The organism is Kitasatospora sp. P5_F3 (genome assembly GCF_054049135.1).
This window is the reverse complement of the sequence record NZ_JBFUMY010000032.1, coordinates 18,004-38,562: the sequence shown is the minus strand read 5'-3', so window position 1 is coordinate 38,562 and position 20,559 is coordinate 18,004. Positions and strand designations below refer to the sequence as shown.

Sequence of the window (20,559 nt, the reverse complement as noted above, 5' to 3'; positions counted from 1 at the left end):
ACTACTTGGGCGCGTCGACGCCGGCGGCCTTGGCGATGTCGCCGAGCATCTGCTCGGCCGCCTGCACGCCGATCCCGGACATCCAGGTCTCGTCCGGCACGTTGAAGACCTTGTTGTTCTTGACCGCGGTCAGGCCCTGCCAGACCGGGGTGGCCTGGACCTCGGCCTGCTTGGTCTTGGTCGGGTCGGTGGCGACGGTGACGAACACCAGGTCGGCGTCGGCCTGGTTGATCAGCTCGGGGCCGACCTCCAGCATCGCCTTGTTGACGTCCTGCGGGGTCGGGCGGGCCAGCCCGGTGTCCTGCAGCACCACGCCGCTGAACGAGTCCTTGGCGTACAGGCGGGTCGGACCGGCCACGAAGCGGACCACCGAGGCGGTCGGCACCTTGCCGCCGTTCTTCTCGGTGATGGACTTGCCGAGCTTGACGGCCTTCTCCTCGTACGCCTTCAGCGCCTTGGCGGCCTCGGCCTCCATGCCCAGCGCCTGGGCGTGGACGGCCAGGTTCGCCTTCCACGGGAAGCCCGTGGTCTCCGTCATCACGGTCGGCGCAATGGCGTTGAGCTTGTCGTAGACCTTCTCGTGCCGGACCTTCGAGGTGAGGATCAGGTCGGGCTTGAGCGAGGCGATCAGCTCCAGGTTGGGCTCGGCGCTCGGGCCGACGTCCTTGGTGCCGTCGACCTTGCCCTTGAGGTACGCCGGGAAGCCGCCCTCGGTCTTCAGGTGCGGGGCCACCGCGCCGACCGGAGTGATGCCCAGCAGGGTGACGTCGTCCAGCTCGCCGCTGTCCAGCACCACGACCTTCTTGGGCTTGGCCTTGATCTCCGCGGTGCCCATCGCGTGCTTGACGCTGCGCGGGAAGCCGGCGTCCGAGGACTTCGCGGCCTCGTTCGAGCTGCCGCTGCTGCCGCAGGCGGCGAGCGAGACGGTCAGCGCGGCGGCCAGCAGGACGGCGGGCAGTCTGCGCAGGTGGGTGGTGGGCTGAGACATGGTCAGGTCCTTGCTGTGGGTGTGTGCAGGCAGGTTGGGGCGGCCGGCGGCGGGACGGAAGCCCGGCCGGAAGATCGTGAGGGGGCGTCAGGCGCGGGTCGGGCGACGGCTCCTGGCCCGGGGAACGACCATCGGGGTGCCGGTCTCCGGGTCGGGGACCACCAGGCAGGGGACCTGGAAGACGGCCTCCACCAGCTCGGCGGTGAGCACCTCGGCGGGCGGCCCGGCGGCGGCCAGCTTCCCGCCGTCGAGCACCACCAGGTGGTCCGCGTACCGGGCGGCCTGGCCCAGGTCGTGCAGCACCATCACCACGGTGCGCCCGGCCTGGTCGTGCAGGTCCGCGACCAGGTCGAGCACCTCCAGCTGGTGCCGCAGGTCGAGGAAGGTGGTCGGCTCGTCCAGCAGCAGCAGCTCGGTGTCCTGGGCCAATGCCAGGGCTATCCAGGCGCGTTGGCGCTGGCCGCCGGAGAGCTGGTCCACCGGCCGGTCGCGCAGTTCGGCGGTGCCGGTACGGATCAGTGCGTCCTCCACGGCGGCCTGGTCGGCGGCCGACCAGGGGCTGAGCATCCGCTGGTGCGGGTAGCGGCCGAGCCGCACCAGCGACTCGACGGTGACCGCCTCCGGGGTGACCGGCTGCTGCGGCAGCAGGCCGAGCCGCTTGGCCAGCGCCCGGGCGGACATCCGGTGGATGTCGGAGCCGTCCAGGGTGACGGTGCCGGCGGCCGGGGCGAGCAGCCGGGTCAGGCCGCGCAGCAGGGTGGACTTGCCGCAGGCGTTCGGGCCGACGATCGCGGTCACCGCGCCGCCCGGCAGGGTCAGGTCGAGGCCTGCCACGATGGTCCGGTCGCCGTAGCGCAGGTCCAGGCCGGTGGCGGTGAGCTGATTGCCGCTCAGCTGCGCGGTGGGGGTCAGTTGGTCGGTGGTCACGACTCACTCCTCTGGGGCGGCCGCCCCTGGCGGATCATCAGCACGAGCAGCCAGGGCGCACCGAGGGTGGCGGTCACGGCGCCCACCGGCAGGCCGTGGATCGGCAGCAGGTTCAGTACGGCGTAGTCGGAGCCGAGCAGCAGCAGGGCGCCGGTGAGCGCGGTCAGCGCGAGGGTGGCCGGAGTCGGCGGACCGGCCAGCAGCCGGACCAGGTGCGGTACGGCCAGCGCGACGAAGGCGACCGGGCCGCACAGCGCGGCGGCCATCGAGGCCAGCACCACGGCGAGCAGCAGCAGGCCGAGCCTGGCCCGGTTCGGGTCGAGGCCGAGCCCGCCCGCCGAGTCGTCGCCGAGGTCCAGCACCGCGACCCGGCGGTACAGCAGGAAGACCGCGAGCACGGTCAGCACGATTGCTGCGCCGCCGAGTTGCACCTCGGTCCAGTTCCGGCCGTACAGCGAGCCGGTGGTCCACTGCAGTGCGGAGGAGGCGAGTTCGGCCGGGAACCGGACGATCATCAGGTTGACCGCCGCCGCCAGCCCGGACTGCACGGCCAGGCCGACCAGCACCAGCCGGTTGACGGCCATTCGGGAACGCCAGGCGAAGGCGCCCAGCAGCAGCGCAGCCAGCATCCCGCCGCCGAGTGCGGCCAGCGGGATGAACGCCTGGCTCGCGCCGAGCGCCAGCATCAGCACCGCGCCGAACGAGGCGCCGCCGGTTACCCCGACCACGTCGGGGGAGGCCAGCGGATTCCGGAAGAGTCGCTGGAGCAGCGTGCCGGAGACCGCGAGCCCGGCCCCGGCGATCAGCGCCGAGACCACCCGGGGCGCGCGGAACTCCTGCACCACCAGGACGTTGCCCGGATCGCCGAGGCCGACCAGCGCGCGCAGCGAGTCCAGTAGCGGCAGTTCGATCTGACCGGTGCTCAGGGCCAGCCCGGTGAGCAGCACCAGAGCGATGGTCAGGCCGAGGCCGAGCAGCAGCGAACGGCGGCGCCGCCGGGCGATCGCACCGGCCCTGGGGCGGAGGCCGGTGACCGGCAGGACGGCGGTCACCGGGCGGCCTTCCGGGCCAGCAGGGCGAGCATCGGGGCACCGAGGAAGGCGGTGACGATGCCGACCTCGATCTCGGAGGGCCGGACCACCAGCCGTCCGAGCACGTCCGCGCCGAGCAGCAGCACCGCGCCGCCGAGCAGGCAGCCGGGGATCAGCCAGCGGTGGTCGTTGCCGAGCAGCGGGCGGACCAGGTGCGGGGCGGCCAGCCCGACGAAGGCGATCGGCCCGGCCACCGCGACCGCACCGGCGGCCAGCAGCACCACCGCGAGCCCGCCGACCAGCCGGATCCGGACCACCGGCACGCCGAGCGACTGGGCGGCCTCGTCACCGAGCGCCAGCGCGTTCAGGGCGGGCGAGACCAGCAGCGCGATCAGCAGACCGATCAGGATCAACGGCAGGACGGGGGTGAGCACTTCGAGGCTGCGGGTGCCGATCGAGCCGGCCAGCCAGAACCGGGCCTCGTCCAGTGTGCGGTGGCTGGCCAGCATCACCGCGGAGGTCCAGGAGGTCAGCACGGCGGTCAGCACGGTGCCGCCGAGGGCGAGCCGGACCGGGTCGAGGTCACCCGAGCGGCGGGCCATCGCGTACGCCAGTACGGCGGCGGCAGCGGCGCCGACGACGGCGAACCAGACGTACTGCAGCGGGTGGGTGAGCCCCAGCGTGAAGATCGCCACCACCACCGCGAGGCTGGCGCCGGCGTTGATGCCGAGCGTGGTGGGCGCGGCGAGCGGGTTGCGGGTGACGCCCTGGGCGACCGCTCCGGCCACGCCGAGGGCGGCGCCGACGGTCACTCCGATGATCGTGCGCGGGACCCGCAGGCCCCGTACGACATCGGCGTCCCCGCCGGTCAGGCGCCCTGAGAGGGCGTCAAGAACGGTCCCCAGCGGGATCGGCCGCGATCCCAGCGCCAGGCTGAGCGCCGCGCACAGCGCGAGCGCCGCGAGCCCGGCGAGCAGCAGCAGGGGTTGCCGGTACGTCGCCGTGGTCCGCCGCGCCGGGGCTGTCGACTCCGGTTGTTCGGTGGTGAGCACGAGGCAGAAGCTTAGGTTAGGTTTCCCTAAGTTCTCAAGTCGCTCTCGAGTTGAGCGAAAATTTCCCAGCTGCCTATAAGGTGAGCCTCACCTTATTCGATCTAGAGAGTCGGGGTGTCCCGGATGACGGCCGTCATGGTCTCGCCGGACGAGCGGTTGGCCGAAACCTATCGGTCGGTGATCAGCGCCTGTGGCACGCTCCGCGTCTCCGTGCAGAGCTCGTCGCAGAGCGGGCCGACGCCCGGTCAGGGCTGGCTGCCGCTCAGCGGACTGACCTCGGGTCTGGATGCGCTGGTCGCCGCCGAGGCGGCCAGGATCGAGGCCGAACACGGGACCGCGCCGCGTACCCATGTGGCGGCCTCCCGTCTGCTGCACCACTACCTGTGGTCCGCCGGGCTGCTGTTCAGCGGTCCCTGGTACCTGACCGGCGAGCTGCCGGTGCTCCGGCCCGAGGACGTCTGGATCGAGATCGCCACCGGCGATCTGCTGGTCCGTCCGAGCGGCTCGGCCCCGGCCGACGAGGCCGGACTGCGGGCGGCCGTGGCGGCCCACGTCGAGCCGGTGCTGACGGCTTTTCAGCCAATCGTGAAACGCGGACCCCGGGCACTCTGGGGCATGGTGACGGACGATCTGATCTCCGGAATCTGGTATCTCGGCCGGATGCTCGGCGAGGAGGAGTACGCCGTCCGGGTGGCCGAAGCCGTCTTTCCGGGTGACACCGCCCCGCTCCCCGGCGCCGCCGACTTCCGTCGGCTGGCCGGCACCGAGGGCCGCAGTCACCTGACCAGGACCAGGCTCGGTTGCTGCCTCTACTACGCGGTCAAGCCGCCGGAGGCGTGCGTCACCTGCCCGCGCACCTGCGACGCCGACCGGGTCCGCAAGCTGGAGGCCTGACCCGGGGTCAGGAGACCTGGACCGGCTCCGCCGTCGGTGCGCTCGCGGCCACCCGCCGGTAGCGCCGCGAGGTGGCGGTGGTGGCGGCCAGCGTGAGCGCGGCCAGCGCGGCCGTGCAGGTGATCCAGAACGGCGCGGTGGTGCCGTGCCGTTCGGCGAGCAGGCCCGCGAGCAGCGTGCCGCCCGCCTGGGCCAGCGTGATGCTGGAGACCAGCGCGGCCATCGCCTCGCCCAACCGGGCGGCCGGGACGGTCCGTTCGACCAGGCCGAACATCGTGATCATCTGCGGCGCGATCGCCACCCCGAGGCCGCCGATGGCCAGCGCCAGGCCGCCGACGCTGCCGACCGCGAGCAGCGGCAACGACACCGCGAGCAGCAGGGCGGTGCCGACCCGCAGCCGCAGCGGCAGGTCCCAGCGGGCCGGCAGTGCGACGGTGGCCACCCCGGCCAGCGCGCTGGTGCCGCCCATCAGCCCGTAGATCAGACCGGCGGCGCCCGGCTGCCCGAGTGCCTCGGTGGTCGCGGTGACCCCGACCTGGACCGAGCCGAAGCAGGTGCCGAGCAGCGCCATCCCGGCCAGCAGGAGCAGGTACGGGGTGGTCAACAGCCTTCCGGCGCCACGCTGTTGGGCCGGATTCCCGGGAGCCGCCGTCGGGTGCAGGGCGAACAGGGTGGCGCAGACCGCGACCAGCCCGGCGCCCAGCAGCAGTCCGGCGGCCGGGTCCAGCAGGGCGGCCAGCAGGCCGATCACGGCGGGGCCCGCGGTGAACGAGATCTCGTCGATGGTGCCGTCCAGCGAGAGCGTGGCGGAGGTCAACTCGGCGTCGCCGCCAACGAGTCGGACCCAGCGGCTGCGGGAGAGCGGCCCGACCGCCGGGACGGACAGGCCGATCAGGGTGGCGGCCACCAGCTGCTCGGGCAGCGGGCGGCCGGCCTCCGAGGTGGCCACCAGGGCCAGGATGGCCAGCGTGTTGACTGTGGCGGTCAGCAGGCCGATCCGGCGCTGCCCGTGCCGGTCCGCGAGCCGCCCGACCAGCGGGCCGCCGACCGCCTGACCGATCGCCAGCAGCCCGGTGGCAGCCGAACCGCGCCAGACGCTGCCGGAGTTGTGGGTGACCAGCAGCAGCGCCCCGATCGGGCACATCGCGTTCGGCAGCCGCCCGAGCGCGGACCAGAGCAGCACCCGGCCGCCGGTCAGTCTGGCGGCGGTCCCGAAGGCGGTGAACACGGCCATGGTGATGCTCCCGTACGGACCGGGCTCGGGGCGCCCGCCTCCCGTCCGCCGGCCCTGACAGGTGATCATCCTGCGGGTGAGTCTTGACCGTACGGTGTGCGCGACGCCCGCCGGAAGGGTGGCTTCGCCCAGGGTGGCGACGCGGTCACGGTGCGGTACCTGTAGGACCGACCAATGCGCCGTACCGTCAGAGGTGCTGTTCCAGTACGGCGCGGTACTCGGCGGCCACCCGGTGGTCCATCGCCAGCGTGAACTGCGCGTCCGCCACCGTCCGGGCCAGCGGCCGCAGCCGGTGCACCTGTTCGGTCAGCCGGGCGGCCTCGCCGGGCGTCAGCTCCTCCGCCCGCTCCAGTGCCCCGAGCAGCTGATCGCGGATCAGCGAGGTGAAGACCTCGGCGACCGAGTCCGCGTACTCCTGCGCCTTGCGGCTGGCGGCCAGTACCGCGCCGAGCGGGATGCCCTCGGCCACCAGGGCGGTGGTGGCGTCCATCAGCCGGCGGCTGACGTGGGTGATGCCGTCCTCCTCGACCGTGATGTAGCCCTGGTCGATCGACTCGGCGGTGTTGTCGTCGGTGAGCTGGTCGCCGAAGGCGCGCTCCAGTTCGGTCCAGCTGAGGTGCACCGGGGTCTCGTCCGACCAGGGCGCGGTGATGGCGGCCTTCAGGCCGATCAGCCCGGCCACGTCCTGGCCGTTCTCGCCCGCGCCGATCAGCTCGGCGATGCCGCCCAGGGTGTGGCCGCGCTCCAACAGCTCGCCGATCATCCGCAGCCGGGTCAGGTGCCGCTCCCCGTACCAGGCGATCCGGCCCTCCCGGCGGGGCGGCTGGAGCAGCTTGCGCTCGCGGTAGAACCGCAGCGTCCGGGTGCTGATCCCGGCCGCCTCGGCCAGCTCCTCGACCCGGTACTCCCGGTGCTCCTCGATCTCCACGGCGCCCAGCATAGGACCGGGGCTGCCGAAACCGGCTCGGTCGGGCTTCTTGTGACCGGACGCGGTAGTTGGCGGGGCTTGAGCAGCTTGGTTGCTGGGAGTAGCCGTCACCTGCGGCGTCAGCGGTGATCCGGGAGCCTGGGCGGTACCTACGGCGGCATGCCAGTGATCAGAACGCAATTGGCCTGCCCATTCGTCGTTATGGGCCATGACGGCATCGAACAGCAGTGGCAGATTCCGGTTCGTCTCGGCGTAGGGCGGATAGTCTTCGGGCTCTGACGCCACCGAGCCGAGCAAGCCGGTCATGCCCGTCCCGGGCCGATGCAGCAGCTACTGCGAAGCACCCGCTGGGACGCCGACGCGGTCCGCGACGACCTCCGCTCCTACCTGTTCCAACGACCTGGGCGCCGACCTCGGCGTACTGATCGTGAACGAGACCGCGACGGATTCTGCCCTTTCGGCGCCACCGCCGTGCCCCATCGGCTCTACCTTCGAAGCAGTCACCCAGGGCAGCATCAGGGGGTTCACAGCAGTGCGGCCGGCCTCGGCCGCGCCTGCGGCCTTCCCCTCCCCGAAAGGTGGCCATGCCCCACACCCCCGCCACGTCCGCCCGCCCGGCCCGCGCCGCCCTGCGGCGCCTGCGCCGCCTGACCCGGACGGCGACGGTGACCGCCGTCGCCACCCTTGCCCTGGTTGTGGCCCAGCTGGCCGCACCGCACGCCGCCCTGGCCGAGGGGAAGGACAACCGTGACGCCTTCCAGAACCTCGGTTCGGCCGACCAGCAGGACTGGATGGGCAAGGTGGGGGCGACCACACCGCTGACGGCGATGTCCATTCCCGGCACGCACGAGACGCTGGCCGTGCACGGGGGTTCCAGCGCCCAGACGCAGCAGGACTTCGGCGACAGTGCGGCGACGTTGTCCGCGCAGTTGGACCGTGGGATCCGCGCGGTCGACATCCGGGTCCGCGTCATCAACGACAAGTTCGTGATCCACCACGGCACCTTCTACCAGAACGCCAACTTCGACGACGTCCTGACCAAGGCGAAGGCCTTCCTCTCGGCCCACCGGGGCGAGACCATCCTGATGCGGCTGCGGGCCGAGTGCGACGGCTCCCTCGGCAGTTGCACGGACGATCACCCGACGGCGAGTCACACGGCCCTCTTCGACGCCTACGCGAAGCAGTACGCGGGACTGTTCTACAACAACGGCAAGCGCAGCGACCCGCCGACGCTGGGCCAGGCCCGCGGCAAGATCGTGCTGTCCGTCTTCAACGCCGACAACGGCGGCTCCTACGGCCTCAACGGCTTCTCGGACCACACCGAGGACACCTGGAACGCCACCGACGCCCCGGCCAAGTGGAGCCTGGTCAGCAAGAACCTCGCCGCGGCCGGCTCGGCCCCCGCCAACCAGACCTTCGTGACCTACACCTCCGCGTCCCGGGCACCGTTCAACCTCGTCCCCTCCGAGTACGCGGGGGGCTATAGCGTCCTGCGCGGCAAGGACCTGGTCTGGGTCGACGGCGTCAACGTGCGGCTGATGAACTACCTCAACAACGACACCGCCAACCGCCGGCTGGGCATCGTCATGATGGACTACCCCGGCTGGGCGCTGGTGCACAACATCATCGCCCGCAACGCCTACTACAACGCCCGGGGCACCAGCCCGGCGATCTGGCTGGTCAAGCCTGACAAGACCTACGTGGACAGCAAGTACGGCCGGTGCATGACCCGCGGGCCCCAGTTCGACAGCTCCGGGCAGGGCGGTGTGGTGCAGCAGCGGGCCTGCCAGAGCAGCCCGCCCAGCAGCCACCAGTGGCAGGCCGCCTATCCGTCCACCTTCGACAGCATGGGCTACTACTGGATCAAGGCCAACAACGGCCAGTGCCTGACCGTCCCGTGGAACAACGGGACTCCGCCGTCGGCCGGGATGGAACTGTTCTGGTGGCCCTGTGAGACCCGCTGGATCTCCGACAACCAGATGTGGAACATCATGCCCACCAATCTCGCCAACCAGTCGGCCCTCCGGTTCATCAACAAGTGGACGAACCTGTGCCTGATGGTGGATCCGGCGACCGCCTCGCAGGCGGGCGGCAAGGTCATCCTGGGCAACTGCCCGGCCTGACCGGACCACCCCGCCACCTGGCCCGAGCCTCGAAGAAGGTGCTCCACAAGCATCACTTCACCTACCGGCGACACGGCGGCACGGACGAGCGGAGCAACTTCCGCCTCGTGCACTCCGAATGTCACCGCCAGCACCACGCTGGCGACATGCGTTCGGCCTCGGCCGCGCGGGCCGGGAGGTCGGTGGCCTGCTCATGTTCAGATGAGCCGCGCCTGGTTGCTGTTACCAGCCGTCCGGTGCAGCGTGCCGAGGTTGAATCCGGCGATGACATTCCCGGCTTCCCGGGCCTTGGTGTACCAGTGCAGCGCTCCGGCCAGGTCGCCCGCCGAGTGCAACGCCGTCCCGTAGTCATGGTGCCGGAGTCTGGTGGCGGGGTCCGGTCGCGCTTTGGGTGTCAGTCGTCGCGACCAGTCACAACTACCTTCTGTAGTCGGCCGCCGCTCTCGCCAACCAACGTGTCCGGTCGCACTTCTTCCACTCGGTGTCAGCAAGAGCTACCCTGCCAATCGCGCCAGCAATCACTGGCGCGGTTCTAATGGAACCGGCGCACCCCTCTCCTCTCTCCCCAGGAGGCCGACGCATGCCAGCCAGCCCCAAGCGCACCAAGCAACGCCCGACCAAGGGGACCCCGCATGTCCGGGTCGCCGTGGTCGGTTCCGGATTCGGCGGCCTCGGTGCCGGGGTCCGGCTGCGCCGGGCCGGGATCACCGACTTCGTGATCCTGGAGCGGGCCGACTCGGTCGGCGGGACCTGGCGGGACAACAGCTACCCGGGCTGTGCCTGCGACGTCCCCTCGCACCTCTACTCCTTCTCCTTCGCGCCCAACCCCGACTGGCCGCGCAGCTTCTCCGGCCAGCCGGACATCCGGGCCTACCTGGAGCGGGTCACCGACACCTTCGGGCTCCGCCCGCACCTGCGGTTCAACGCCGAGGTGACCGAGCTGCGCTGGGAGCAGGAGCACACCCGCTGGCGGATCAGCACCGCCGCCGGCGACTGGACCGCCGACGCCGTGGTCTCCGCCGCGGGCCCGCTGGCCGACCCGCAGATCCCGGAGCTGCCGGGCCTGGCCGAGTTCCCCGGCAAGGTCTTCCACTCCTCGCGCTGGGACCACGACTACGACCTGGCCGGCAAGCGGGTCGCGATGGTCGGCACCGGCGCCTCGGCCGCCCAGATCATCCCGCAGATCCAGCCGAAGGTCGGCAAGCTGACGGTCTTCCAGCGCACCCCCGCCTGGGTGCTGCCGCGCCGTGACCGGGAGATCTCGGCGGCCGAGAAGTGGCTGCACGCCAAGCTGCCGCCCGCCGGCACGCTCCGTCGGGCCGCCCTGTTCGCCCTCCGCGAGATGCAGGTGGACGCCTTCGTCCGTCGTCCCGGTGCCCTCAAGCTGATCGAGCAGCTCGCCGTCCACAACATCCACAAGGGCGTCGCCGACCCGGAGTTGCGGGCCCGGCTGACCCCGGACTACCGGATCGGCTGCAAGCGCATCCTGCTCAGCAACACCTACTACCCGGCGCTGGCCGCCGCCAACTCCGAGGTGGTATCGGCCGGTCTGACCGAGCTGCGCGGCTCCACCCTGGTGGCCGCCGACGGCAGCGAGCACGAGGTGGACGCGATCGTCTTCGGCACCGGCTTCCACGTCACCGACATGCCGATCGCGCACCGGGTGTTCGGCATCGACGGGGTGAGCCTGGCCGAGGAGTGGAAGGGCGGCATGGAGGCGCTGCGCGGCTCCACCGTGCGCGGCTTCCCCAACCTGTTCTTCGTGATCGGTCCGAACACCGGCCTCGGCAACAGCTCGATGATCCTGATGATCGAGTCCCAACTGAACTACCTGATCGACGCGTTGACCACCCTCGCAGCCCTGGGCGGCGGTGCCCTGCAGCCCACCGCGCGAGCCCAGCGGCAGTGGAACCTCGAACTCCAGCACCGGATGAGCCGCACCGTCTGGTCCACCGGCGGCTGCCGGAGCTGGTACCAGGACGAGGGCGGCAAGAACACCGTGCTCTGGCCCGCCTCCACCAGCAGCTTCCGGCGCGCGACCCGCAGGCTCGACCTGGCCGAGTACGAGGTCATCCGGCAGACCGCTCCCGTCGCCGAGGAGGCACTCGCATGACCGCCGCCCGCACCGTCACCCTGCCCGCCGACTGCGTGCTGCCCGCCGCCGAGCAGGAGTACCGGATCCGCTCGGCCGACGGCCACTGGATCCACGCCGCCGCGTACGGCCCCGAGGACGCGCCGCTGGTGGTGCTCGCCCACGGCTGGACCTGTTCCACCCGGTTCTGGGCCCCGGTCATCCACCAACTCCTGCCCGACCACCGGGTGGTGGCGTACGACCAGCGAGGCCACGGCCGCAGCGACGTGCCGGCCACCCCGGCCGGGTACTCCACCGTGAAGCTGGCCGACGACCTTGAGGCGGTGCTCGGCGAGGTCGTCCCGGCCGGCGGCCGGGCCGTGCTGGCCGGGCACAGCATGGGCGGCATGACCATCATGGCCGCCGCCGACCGGGCCGAGGTGGCCGACCGGACCGCCGCCGCCGTGCTGGTCAGTACCGGCCCCGGCGACCTGATCGCCGAGCTCGCGGTGCTGCCCGCCGCGATCCGGGGCGGCCTGCGCCGGTTCCTGGGGCGGCAGTTGCTCCAGTCCAGGCTGCCGCTCGGCCCGGTCAGCCCGGTCACCCGGGCCGCTCTCAAGTACGCCACCATGGGCCCGGCCACCCCCGCCGACCGGGTCGAGGCCAACGCCCGGATCGTGCACGCCTGCCCGGCCGGGGTCCGCTACCGGTGGTCCCGGGTGCTCGGCACCCTCGACCTGTACGCCCAGCTGGCCAAGCTGGCCGCCCCCACCGCCGTGGTGGTCGGCAGCCACGACCGGCTCACCCCGCCGGTGCACTCGCACCGGATGCTCGCCGCCCTGCCCGCACCCGAGGGGCTGCTCGAACTCCCCGGCGTCGGCCACATGTCCCCGGTCGAGCGCCCCGCCGAGGTCGCGGGCGAGATCCGCCGCCTCGTCAACTCCCACCTGCTCACTGCTCGGAAGGTCGCCGAATGAGCCCGCAGCTGACCGGTCAGGTCATCGTCGTCACCGGTGCCGCGAGGGGTGTCGGCGCCCTGATGGCCCGTAAGCTCGCCCAGCGCGGCGCCCGGCTCGCGCTGGTCGGCCTGGAGCCCGCCGAGCTCAAGGCGGTCGCCGCCCAGTGCGGACCTGACGCCTCGTACTGGGAGGCCGACGTCACCGACCTGGCGGCGCTGCGCAGCACCGCGCAGGCGATCCAGGAGCGGTACGGCCGGATCGACACCGTGGTCGCCAACGCCGGGATCGCCATCGGCGGGCCGCTGGTGGACAGCGACCCGGGCGCCTTCGACCGGGTGATCCAGGTCAACCTGCTCGGCAGCGTCGCCACCGCCAGGGCCTTCCTGCCCGCGCTCACCGAGAGTCGCGGTTACCTGCTGCAGATCGCCTCGCTGGCCGCGATCACCCCGGCCCCGCTGATGGCCGCGTACTGCGCGAGCAAGGCCGGGGTCGAGGCGTTCGCCCACTCGCTCCGCGCCGAGGTCGCCCACCAGGGCGTCAAGGTCGGTGTGGGGTACCTGAGTTGGACCGACACCGACATGGTGCGCGGCGCCGACCAGGACGAGGTGCTGCGGCAGATGCGGGCCCGGCTGCCCTGGCCCGCGAACAAGACCTACCCGCTGCCGCCCGCCGTCGACCGGCTGATCGCGGGCATCGCCCGGCGCTCCGCCCACGTCTACGCCCAGCCCTGGCTGCGCGGTATGCAGCCGGTCCGCTGGCTGCTGCCGTCCCTGATCGCGGCCGTCCCCACGATGTGGGCGGGGCTTCGGCGTTACCGCGTGCGGGACCGTCAGCCGAGGATGGCGAGGGCCTCGTTGAAGGTCACCGAAGGACGCATGATCGCGGCGGCCTTGGCGGCGTCGGGCTGGTAGTAGCCACCGATGTCGGCGGGCGAGCCCTGGACGGCGATCAGCTCGGCCACGATGGCCTGCTCCTGCTCGGCCAGGGTCTTGGCCAGGCCGGCGAAGGACTGGGCCAGCTCGGCGTCCTCGGTCTGCGCCGCCAGCTCCTGGGCCCAGTACATGGCCAGGTAGAAGTGGCTGCCACGGTTGTCGATGCCACCGAGGCGGCGGCTCGGCGACTTGTCCTCGTTGAGGAAGGTGCCGGTGGCCCGGTCCAGGGTGTCGGCGAGCACCTGGGCGCTCGCGTTGCCGGTGGTCTGCGCCAGGTGCTCGAAGCTCGCGGCCAGCGCGAAGAACTCGCCCAGGCTGTCCCAGCGCAGGTAGTTCTCCTTGACCAGCTGCTGGACGTGCTTCGGGGCGGAGCCGCCCGCGCCGGTCTCGAACAGACCGCCACCGTTCATCAGCGGCACGATCGAGAGCATCTTGGCGCTGGTGCCCAGCTCCAGGATCGGGAACAGGTCGGTCAGGTAGTCACGCAGCACGTTGCCGGTCACCGAGATGGTGTCCTCGCCGCGGCGGATCCGCTCCAGCGAGAAGGCGGTGGCCTCGACCGGGGAGAGGATCTCGATCTGCAGACCCTCGGTGTCGTGGTCCGCGAGGTACTGCTTGACCTTCTCGATCAGCACGGCGTCGTGCGCACGAGTCTGGTCCAGCCAGAACACCGCGGGGGTGCCGGTGGCCCGGGCCCGGGTGACGGCCAGCTTGACCCAGTCCTGGATCGGCAGGTCCTTGGCCTGGCAGGCACGGAAGATGTCGCCGGCCTGGACGGCCTGCTCCAGCACGACCGCGCCGGTGGCGTCGACCAGGCGGACGGTGCCCGCGGTGGCGATCTCGAAGGTCTTGTCGTGGCTGCCGTACTCCTCGGCCGCCTGCGCCATCAGACCGACGTTCGCCACCGAGCCCATGGTGGCCGGGTCGAAGGCGCCGTGGGCGCGGCAGTCGTCGAGGACGACCTGGTAGACACCGGAGTAGCTGCTGTCCGGCAGCACGGCCAGGGTGTCGGCCTCGGCGCCGTCCGGGCCCCACATGTGGCCGGAGGTGCGGATCATGGCCGGCATCGAGGCGTCGACGATCACGTCGCTCGGCACGTGCAGGTTGGTGATGCCCTTGTCCGAGTCGACCATCGCGAGCGCGGGGCCGTCGGCCAGCTCGGCGTCGAACGAGGCCTTGATCTCGGCGCCCTGGGGGAGCGCGGCCAGGCCGTCGAGGATGCCACCGAGGCCGTTGTTCGGGCTCAGGCCGGCGGCGGCCAGCACCTCGCCGTACGCGGCGAAGGTCTTCGGGAAGAAGGCGCGGACCACGTGGCCGAAGATGATCGGGTCGGAGACCTTCATCATGGTGGCCTTGAGGTGCACCGAGAACAGCACGCCCTCGGCCTTGGCCCGGGCGACCTGGGCAGCGAGGAACTCGTTCAGCGCGGCGGCGCGCATGACCGAGGCGTCCACGACCTCGCCCGCGAGCACCGGCACCGACTCGCGCAGCACGGTGGTGCTGCCGTCGGCCGCGAGCAGCTCGATCCGGAGCGAACCGGCCTCGGCGACCACCGTGGACTTCTCGGTGGAGCGGAAGTCGTCGGCGCCCATGGTGGCGACGTTGGTCTTGGACTCGGCCGTCCAGGCGCCCATCCGGTGCGGGTGGTTCTTGGCGTAGTTCTTCACCGAGGCGGGGGCGCGGCGGTCGGAGTTGCCCTCGCGGAGCACCGGGTTGACGGCGCTGCCCTTGATCTTGTCGTACCGGGCGCGGACGTCGCGGTCCTGGTCGGACTTCGGGTCGTCCGGGTAGTCCGGCAGCGCGTAGCCCTGGGCCTGCAGCTCGGCGACGGCAGCCTTGAGCTGCGGGATCGAGGCCGACACGTTCGGCAGCTTGATGATGTTGGCGCCCGGCGTCTTGGCGAGCTCGCCGAGCTCGGCGAGGGCGTCGGCGATCCGCTGACCCTCCTCGAGGAACTCGGGGAAGCTCGCGATGATGCGCCCGGCCAGGGAGATGTCGCGGGTCTCCACAGTGACGCCCGCTGTCGAGGCGTACGCCTGGACCACCGGCAGGAGCGAATACGTCGCCAGGGCCGGGGCCTCGTCAGTGTGCGTATAGATGATGGTCGAGTCAGTCACCGGTGCTCCGCTCCATGTCTACTAACGTCTTGATATCAAGATATCTCGTCTTCGGCCCTCCCCGACACCAACCCCCTCCCCGGCGCGGGCGTCGGCGGAAAGTCGTACGCCGTCCGGACGAAACGGCCGCCGAGCGCCCGGACCAGGGTCGCCGCCCCGGCGATCGCCGCGACCGCCGCCGAGTACGGTCTGCACATGACGACTGCTCTCATCACCGGCGCGACCGCCGGAATCGGTGCCGCCTTCGCCCGCCGCCTCGCCAAGGACGGCCGAGACCTGGTGCTGGTCGCCCGCGACGCCGAGCGGCTGGCCGCCACGGCGGCCGAGCTGACGAAGACGTACGGCGTCGAGGTCGAGGTGCTGCCCGCCGACCTGGCCACCGACGCCGGGATCGGCGCCGTCGAGGACCGGCTGCGGGGCGGCGCCAAGCCGGTCGACATCCTGATCAACAACGCCGGCTTCGGGAACAAGGGCGAGTTCCTGACCGTCCCGCTGGACCAGGAGCTCGACATGCTCAAGGTGCACGTCGAGGCGGTCCTGCGGACCACCGTCGCCGCCCTGCCCGGCATGCGCGAGCGCGGCTTCGGCGGCATCGTGAACGTCGCCTCGGTGGCGGCCTTCCTGCCGCGCGGCACGTACGGCGCCAGCAAGGCCTGGGTGGTCAGCTTCACCCAGGGGGCGGCCCGCGACCTCGGCGGTACCGGGGTGCGGCTGATGGCGCTGGCGCCGGGCTTCACCCGGACGGAGTTCCACCAGCGGGCCGGTATGGGCACCTCCAACGTGCCTGCCTGGGGCTGGCTGTCGGCGGAGCGGGTGGTGGACGAGGCGCTGCGCGACCTGGCCAAGGGCCGCTCGCTCTCGGTCCCCGGCAAGCGCTACAAGGCGGTCGTGGCGGTTGCCAGGCTGCTGCCGTCCGGCAAGCTGGGTGGTGTCTCCGCCAAGGCGGCGCGGACGTACGAGTAGGACCCTCCGAGGTTCGAGACCTCAGCTCATTATTAGCCCGTCTAACTATGAGCTATGCTCGGTACGCGGGCGGGGGACTCCTGCCCGCGTGCCGACATCACGGGGAGGTCGCCTGTGCGCGACGAGATCAACTGGACACCGCCACCACGGGTCAAGGGCGAACCCCGCCCGCCGGCCGAGTGGCGCCGCATCCTGGCCCTGTTCCGCCCCTACCGGGCCCGGCTCGCCGTGGTCGGCCTGCTGGTCGGGGCCTCCGCCGTGGTCGGCGTGGTCACGCCCTTCCTGCTCCGCGCCGTGCTGGACACCGCGATCCCGCAGGGCCGCACCGGGCTGCTCACCCTGCTCGTGCTCGGCATGATCATGGCCGCCGTGGTGAGCAGCATCTTCGGGGTGCTGCAGACGCTGATCTCCACCACCGTCGGCCAGCGCGTGATGCACGACCTGCGCACCTCGGTCTACCGCCACCTGCAGCGGATGTCGCTGGCCTTCTTCACCCGGACCAGGACCGGTGAGGTGCAGTCCAGGATCGCCAACGACATCGGCGGCATGCAGTCCACCGTCACCTCCACCGCCACCTCGCTGGTCTCCAACCTCACCGGCGTGATCGCCACCGTGGTCGCCATGATCGCGCTGGACTGGCGGCTCACCGTGGTCTCGCTGCTGCTGCTCCCGGTGTTCGTCTGGATCAGCCGCCGGGTCGGCAACGAGCGCAAGAAGATCACCACCCAGCGGCAGAAGCAGCTCGCCGCGATGAGCTCCGCCGTCCAGGAGTCGCTGTCCGTCAGCGGCATCCTGCTCGGCCGCACGATGGGCCGCTCGGGCTCGCTCTCGCACGAGTTCGACCGGCAGTCGGACGATCTGGCCGAGCTGGAGGTCCGCTCCAGCATGGCCGGGCGCTGGCGGATGGCCACCATCGGGATCGTGATGGCCGCGATGCCCGCCGTCATCTACTGGGTCGCCGGTCTGGCGATGGCGAGCGGCGCCCCGATCGTCTCGGTCGGCACCCTGGTCGCCTTCGTCTCGCTCCAGCAGGGCCTGTTCCGACCCACCGTCAGCCTGCTCTCCACCGGCGTGCAGGTGCAGACCTCGCTCGCGCTGTTCCAGCGGATCTTCGAGTACCTCGACCTCCCGGTCGAGATCGCCGAACCGGCCACCCCGGTCCGGTTGACCGAGATCCGAGGGGACGTCACCTTCGAGAACGTCGAGTTCCGCTACAACGCCGACCAGGACCGCCCCACCCTGACCGGGATCGACCTCAAGCTCCCGGCCGGCGGCTCGCTCGCCGTGGTCGGCGAGACCGGCTCGGGCAAGACCACCCTCAGCTACCTGGTGCCCCGGCTCTACGACGTGACCGGCGGACGGGTCGCCATCGACGGCACCGACGTCCGCGAGCTCGGCTTCGACACCCTGGCCGACGCGATCGGCGTGGTCTCCCAGGAGACCTACCTGTTCCACGCCTCGGTCGCCGACAACCTGCGCTTCGCCAAACCGGACGCCACCGACGCCGAGCTGGTCCAGGCCGCCCGGGCGGCCCAGATCCACGAGCTGATCGCCGGGCTTCCCGAGGGCTACGACACCGTGGTCGGCGAGCGCGGCTACCGGTTCTCCGGCGGCGAGAAGCAGCGGCTCGCGATCGCCAGGACGGTGCTGCGCAACCCGCCGATCCTGATCCTGGACGAGGCCACCAGCGCGCTCGACAACCAGACCGAACGAGCCGTCCAGCAGGCCATCGACGCACTGTCGGCGGGCCGCACCACGATCACCATCGCGCACCGGCTCTCCACCGTGCAGCGGGCCGACCAGATCGCCGTGCTGGACGCGGGCGAGATCGCGGAGCTCGGCACCCACGAGGAACTGCTCGCCCGGAACGGGCGGTACGCGGCGCTGCTGCGCCGTGAGCTGCCGTCAGCTTCGGGTGAGAGTCAGGCCGCCATCGGGCGCTCGTTGTAGACCTCGGCCAGCTCCTGGCCGGAGAGCTGGTGGATCGCCGCCATCACCTGGTCGGTGACCTCGCGCCGGGCCCGGGCCGAACGGGCCTGGCCGTGCAGCTCGTCGAAGTGCAGCGGCTCGCCGAACCGCACGGTCACCTTGCGCAGCCGGGGAATCCGCTTGCCGACCGGCAGGATGTCCGCCGGACCCTCCAGCGCCACCGGCACCACCGGCACCCCGGCGGTCAGCGCCAGCCAGGCCACCCCGGTCTTGCCCCGGTAGAGCCGCCCGTCCAGCGAACGGGTGCCCTCCGGGTAGATGCCGAACGCCTTGCCCGCGTGCAGGATCTCCAGCGCCGAGTCCAGCGCGGCCTGGGCGGTCTTGATTTCGCCACGCTCCACCGGGACGGCATTGAGCGCGTTGAAGAGCGCCCTGGAGAGCGCACCCTTGAGCCCGGTGCCGGTGAAGTACTCGGCCTTGGCGAGGAAGTACACCCGGCGCGGGGCGGTCAGCGGGATCACCACGCTGTCGACGAACGACAGGTGATTGCTCGCCAGGATGACTCCGCCATCACGCGGCACGTTCTCCAGCCCCTCGATGACGGGGCGGTAGAGCGCCTTCGCCACGGGCTTGAGTACGAGCTTGGTGATGAGGTTGATCATCTAATCTCCCTGGCCGCCACTACCCCCGCGCCGGAAAGACCGGGGCGAGGCCAGACCGCAGGTTACGTCATCACCCCCGTCCGCCGTCCACCACTCCACTGGACGGACGGCTGCGATCCTCGTCACGCCGGGCCGCCTTGGGCGGCGTTCTGGGCCTTTCTGACGCACCGTCCTAAGGTGAGGCAGTGAGCGAAGTGACGACTGTATTGCTGCTCGTGGTGCTGGCGACGGCGGTGGCCACCGGTGCGCGGCGGTGGAGCATTCCGGCGCCGTCCACGCTGGTGGTGGCCGGGGTGCTGGTGGCGCTGCTGCCGTTCGTCCCGACGGTCGAGGTGCCGCCGGAGGTGATCAGCGTGGTCGTGCTGCCGCCGCTGCTCTACGCCTCGGCGGAGGAGATCTCCTGGCGTGAGCTGCGCGCGGTCTGGCGGCCCGTCACCGCGCTGGCGCTCGGCCTGGTGCTGGTCACCGCGTTCGGAATCGGGGCGCTCGCCGGGGCGCTCACCCCGCTCACCCCGGCGATGGCCTTCGTGCTCGGCTCGGTGCTGGCCAGCACCGACCCGGTGGCGGTCACCGCGCTCGGCCGGCGGCTCGCGCTGCCGTCCCGGATCCAGACCCTGGTGCAGGCCGAGAGCCTGTTCAACGACGCCACCAGCCTGGTGCTGTTCAAGGTCGCGGTCTCGACGGCCGTCGCCGCGGGGTCGGTCTCGGTGGCCTCGGCGACGGGCGAGTTCCTGCTGTTGGCCGGCGGTGGCGCGGTGGTCGGCGGGGTGGTCGCGGTGGTGGTGGCGTTCATCCGCAGCCGGACCGAGGACCCGGTGCTGGAGACCGTCACCGCCCTGGTCACCCCGTACGCGGCGTACGTCCTGGGCGAGGACCTGCACACCTCGGGCGTGACCGCCGTGGTGGTGGCCGGGGTGGCGCTCGGCGCCCAGCAGCACCGGCTGACCGACGCCCGGATCAGGCTCCAGGTGCACGCGGTCTACCAGACGGTGGTGTTCATGCTGGAGAGCGTGGTCTTCGCGCTGATCGGCCTCGAACTGCCCGGCATGGTCGAGGATCTGACCGGTGCGCAGGGGGCCTGGATCTGGCAGTCCGTCCTGATCGCGCTGGCGCTGATCCTGCTCCGGCTGCTCTGGATCGGGCCGATGTCCTGGGTGATGCACCGTCAGCAGCAGCGTGCCAAGGGCGTACCGAGCCCCGACCCGCTCAGCTGGCGGGTCCCCGCCGTGCTGACCTGGGCCGGGACCCGGGGGGTCATGCCGCTGGCCGCCGCCCTGACCATCCCGCTCACCGCCGACGACGGCTCCGCGCTGCCCTACCGGGAGCTCGTCCTGGTGCTCACCACGGCCGCAGTCGCCATCACCCTGACCGTCCAGGGTTTCACCCTCGCCGCGGTCGTCCGAGCCAGTGGCCTGGCCCTGGCCCCGGAACAGACCGAACAGGAGGAGGCCGAGGCCGCGGACCGCCTGCTGCGGGCCGCCCTCGACCACCTGGACGGGCTGCTCGACGCGGAGACGGTGGCCCCGGTCGTCGCGGACCGGATGCGACACGACCTGCGGGCCCGCCTGGCCATAGCCGACCAGCGGCCCGACGCCGCCTACCGCCGGCTGCGCCGGGACCTGATCGCGGTCGAGACCGCCACCCTCCAGCAGCTCTACGCCGACCACCAGATCAGCGACGCCGTCCGGGTCCGCCTGCAGCACGCACTGGACCTGGAGGAGGCAGCTCTCAGCGACCTCTAGACCGACC

The 20,559-nt window shown here is 71.7% G+C and carries 18 protein-coding genes and 2 pseudogenes; 10 read left to right on the top strand and 10 right to left on the bottom strand.

What is annotated here, in order from left to right; genetic code table 11:
- Position 1: 1 nt before the first annotated feature.
- From ACXJMZ_RS20305 to ACXJMZ_RS20290, 4 genes are all read right to left on the bottom strand, one after another.
- Positions 2-988 (bottom strand): ABC transporter substrate-binding protein, encoded by a 987-nt coding sequence (locus ACXJMZ_RS20305; RefSeq protein ID WP_457031474.1) that lies wholly within the window; start codon positions 986-988, stop codon positions 2-4.
- Positions 989-1,075: 87 nt separating this feature from the next.
- Positions 1,076-1,882, bottom strand: coding sequence for an ABC transporter ATP-binding protein (locus ACXJMZ_RS20300; RefSeq protein ID WP_457031587.1), 807 nt, complete (start codon positions 1,880-1,882; stop codon positions 1,076-1,078).
- Positions 1,883-1,911: 29 nt separating this feature from the next.
- Positions 1,912-2,967, bottom strand: coding sequence for a FecCD family ABC transporter permease (locus tag ACXJMZ_RS20295; RefSeq protein ID WP_457031473.1), 1,056 nt, complete (start codon positions 2,965-2,967; stop codon positions 1,912-1,914).
- Positions 2,964-3,929, bottom strand: a complete 966-nt coding sequence (locus ACXJMZ_RS20290) for a FecCD family ABC transporter permease (RefSeq protein WP_457031586.1) — start codon at positions 3,927-3,929, stop codon at positions 2,964-2,966. Before ACXJMZ_RS20290 ends, ACXJMZ_RS20295 begins: the two co-directional genes overlap by 4 nt.
- Before the next feature lie 192 nt (positions 3,930-4,121).
- On the opposite strand from ACXJMZ_RS20290, the gene ACXJMZ_RS20285 reads away from it, so the two are divergent.
- Positions 4,122-4,892: a (2Fe-2S)-binding protein gene (locus tag ACXJMZ_RS20285; protein ID WP_457031472.1), complete on the top strand. Its 771-nt coding sequence runs from the start codon at positions 4,122-4,124 to the stop codon at positions 4,890-4,892.
- A gap of 7 nt (positions 4,893-4,899) precedes the next feature.
- Here ACXJMZ_RS20285 and ACXJMZ_RS20280 read toward each other — a convergent pair whose 3' ends face one another.
- Together ACXJMZ_RS20280 and ACXJMZ_RS20275 are read right to left on the bottom strand one after the other, a co-directional pair.
- Complete coding sequence (locus ACXJMZ_RS20280; protein WP_457031471.1) at positions 4,900-6,126, bottom strand: MFS transporter; 1,227 nt, start codon at positions 6,124-6,126, stop codon at positions 4,900-4,902.
- A gap of 187 nt (positions 6,127-6,313) precedes the next feature.
- Positions 6,314-7,054, bottom strand: a complete 741-nt coding sequence (locus ACXJMZ_RS20275; protein WP_457031470.1) for a MerR family transcriptional regulator — start codon at positions 7,052-7,054, stop codon at positions 6,314-6,316.
- A 288-nt stretch (positions 7,055-7,342) separates the two neighbouring features.
- On the opposite strand from ACXJMZ_RS20275, the pseudogene ACXJMZ_RS20270 reads away from it, so the two are divergent.
- The 3 genes and pseudogenes from ACXJMZ_RS20270 to ACXJMZ_RS20260 form a co-directional block, all read left to right on the top strand.
- Positions 7,343-7,493: pseudogene (locus ACXJMZ_RS20270) on the top strand (IS701 family transposase); the annotation flags it as partial.
- Between the two features lie 145 nt (positions 7,494-7,638).
- On the top strand, positions 7,639-9,177 hold the full coding sequence (locus tag ACXJMZ_RS20265; RefSeq protein WP_457031469.1) for a phosphatidylinositol-specific phospholipase C domain-containing protein: 1,539 nt from the start codon (positions 7,639-7,641) through the stop codon (positions 9,175-9,177).
- Positions 9,093-9,305, top strand: a pseudogene (locus tag ACXJMZ_RS20260) (HNH endonuclease); the annotation flags it as partial. The gene ACXJMZ_RS20265 and the pseudogene ACXJMZ_RS20260, both read left to right, overlap by 85 nt.
- 69 nt (positions 9,306-9,374) lie before the next feature.
- Here the strand turns inward: ACXJMZ_RS20260 and ACXJMZ_RS20255 are convergent.
- The gene (locus tag ACXJMZ_RS20255; protein ID WP_457031592.1) at positions 9,375-9,512 is read right to left on the bottom strand and encodes a hypothetical protein; all 138 of its coding nucleotides are present in this window, start codon (positions 9,510-9,512) and stop codon (positions 9,375-9,377) included.
- 245 nt (positions 9,513-9,757) lie between these two features.
- Between ACXJMZ_RS20255 and ACXJMZ_RS20250 the strand changes: the two genes are divergently transcribed.
- The 3 genes from ACXJMZ_RS20250 to ACXJMZ_RS20240 are packed head-to-tail and all read left to right on the top strand — an operon-like array spanning position 9,758 to position 13,118.
- Positions 9,758-11,290, top strand: coding sequence for a flavin-containing monooxygenase (locus ACXJMZ_RS20250; RefSeq protein WP_457031468.1), 1,533 nt, complete (start codon positions 9,758-9,760; stop codon positions 11,288-11,290).
- Positions 11,287-12,225 (top strand): alpha/beta fold hydrolase, encoded by a 939-nt coding sequence (locus tag ACXJMZ_RS20245; protein ID WP_457031467.1) that lies wholly within the window; start codon positions 11,287-11,289, stop codon positions 12,223-12,225. The genes ACXJMZ_RS20250 and ACXJMZ_RS20245 overlap by 4 nt, the downstream gene beginning before the upstream one ends.
- Positions 12,222-13,118: an SDR family oxidoreductase gene (locus tag ACXJMZ_RS20240; RefSeq protein WP_457031466.1), complete on the top strand. Its 897-nt coding sequence runs from the start codon at positions 12,222-12,224 to the stop codon at positions 13,116-13,118. The genes ACXJMZ_RS20245 and ACXJMZ_RS20240 overlap by 4 nt, the downstream gene beginning before the upstream one ends.
- Here the strand turns inward: ACXJMZ_RS20240 and ACXJMZ_RS20235 are convergent.
- Positions 13,037-15,256 carry an NADP-dependent isocitrate dehydrogenase gene (locus tag ACXJMZ_RS20235; RefSeq protein WP_457031465.1) on the bottom strand — a complete coding sequence of 740 codons (2,220 nt, stop codon included), beginning with the start codon at positions 15,254-15,256 and terminating at the stop codon, positions 13,037-13,039. The two genes, ACXJMZ_RS20240 and ACXJMZ_RS20235, sit on opposite strands and share 82 nt — an antisense overlap.
- 35 nt (positions 15,257-15,291) lie before the next feature.
- A complete protein-coding gene (locus ACXJMZ_RS20230; protein WP_457031464.1) occupies positions 15,292-15,453 on the bottom strand; it encodes a hypothetical protein in 162 nt (53 codons plus the stop codon).
- On the opposite strand from ACXJMZ_RS20230, the gene ACXJMZ_RS20225 reads away from it, so the two are divergent.
- Positions 15,452-16,219 carry an SDR family NAD(P)-dependent oxidoreductase gene (locus ACXJMZ_RS20225; protein ID WP_457031463.1) on the top strand — a complete coding sequence of 256 codons (768 nt, stop codon included), beginning with the start codon at positions 15,452-15,454 and terminating at the stop codon, positions 16,217-16,219. The two genes, ACXJMZ_RS20230 and ACXJMZ_RS20225, sit on opposite strands and share 2 nt — an antisense overlap.
- A gap of 114 nt (positions 16,220-16,333) precedes the next feature.
- Entirely contained in the window at positions 16,334-18,169 is a 1,836-nt protein-coding gene (locus tag ACXJMZ_RS20220) for an ABC transporter ATP-binding protein (RefSeq protein WP_457031462.1), read from the top strand.
- Here ACXJMZ_RS20220 and ACXJMZ_RS20215 read toward each other — a convergent pair.
- On the bottom strand, positions 18,142-18,810 hold the full coding sequence (locus ACXJMZ_RS20215) for a lysophospholipid acyltransferase family protein (RefSeq protein WP_457031461.1): 669 nt from the start codon (positions 18,808-18,810) through the stop codon (positions 18,142-18,144). The two genes, ACXJMZ_RS20220 and ACXJMZ_RS20215, sit on opposite strands and share 28 nt — an antisense overlap.
- Before the next feature lie 185 nt (positions 18,811-18,995).
- Between ACXJMZ_RS20215 and ACXJMZ_RS20210 the strand changes: the two genes are divergently transcribed.
- Entirely contained in the window at positions 18,996-20,552 is a 1,557-nt protein-coding gene (locus ACXJMZ_RS20210) for a Na+/H+ antiporter (protein ID WP_457031460.1), read from the top strand.
- Positions 20,553-20,559 lie beyond the last annotated feature (7 nt).

Bases quoted from the DNA above. Each gene is read 5' to 3' on its own strand.
- ACXJMZ_RS20280 (WP_457031471.1), bottom strand. From the start codon at position 6,126: ATGGCCGTGTTCACCGCCTTCGGGACCGCCGCCAGACTGACCGGCGGC.
- ACXJMZ_RS20230 (WP_457031464.1), bottom strand. From the start codon at position 15,453: ATGTGCAGACCGTACTCGGCGGCGGTCGCGGCGATCGCCGGGGCGGCG.
- ACXJMZ_RS20285 (WP_457031472.1), top strand. From the start codon at position 4,122: ATGACGGCCGTCATGGTCTCGCCGGACGAGCGGTTGGCCGAAACCTAT.
- ACXJMZ_RS20245 (WP_457031467.1), top strand. From the start codon at position 11,287: ATGACCGCCGCCCGCACCGTCACCCTGCCCGCCGACTGCGTGCTGCCC.
- ACXJMZ_RS20215 (WP_457031461.1), bottom strand. From the start codon at position 18,810: ATGATCAACCTCATCACCAAGCTCGTACTCAAGCCCGTGGCGAAGGCG.
- ACXJMZ_RS20265 (WP_457031469.1), top strand. From the start codon at position 7,639: ATGCCCCACACCCCCGCCACGTCCGCCCGCCCGGCCCGCGCCGCCCTG.
- ACXJMZ_RS20225 (WP_457031463.1), top strand. From the start codon at position 15,452: ATGACGACTGCTCTCATCACCGGCGCGACCGCCGGAATCGGTGCCGCC.
- ACXJMZ_RS20240 (WP_457031466.1), top strand. From the start codon at position 12,222: ATGAGCCCGCAGCTGACCGGTCAGGTCATCGTCGTCACCGGTGCCGCG.
- ACXJMZ_RS20305 (WP_457031474.1), bottom strand. From the start codon at position 988: ATGTCTCAGCCCACCACCCACCTGCGCAGACTGCCCGCCGTCCTGCTG.
- ACXJMZ_RS20250 (WP_457031468.1), top strand. From the start codon at position 9,758: ATGCCAGCCAGCCCCAAGCGCACCAAGCAACGCCCGACCAAGGGGACC.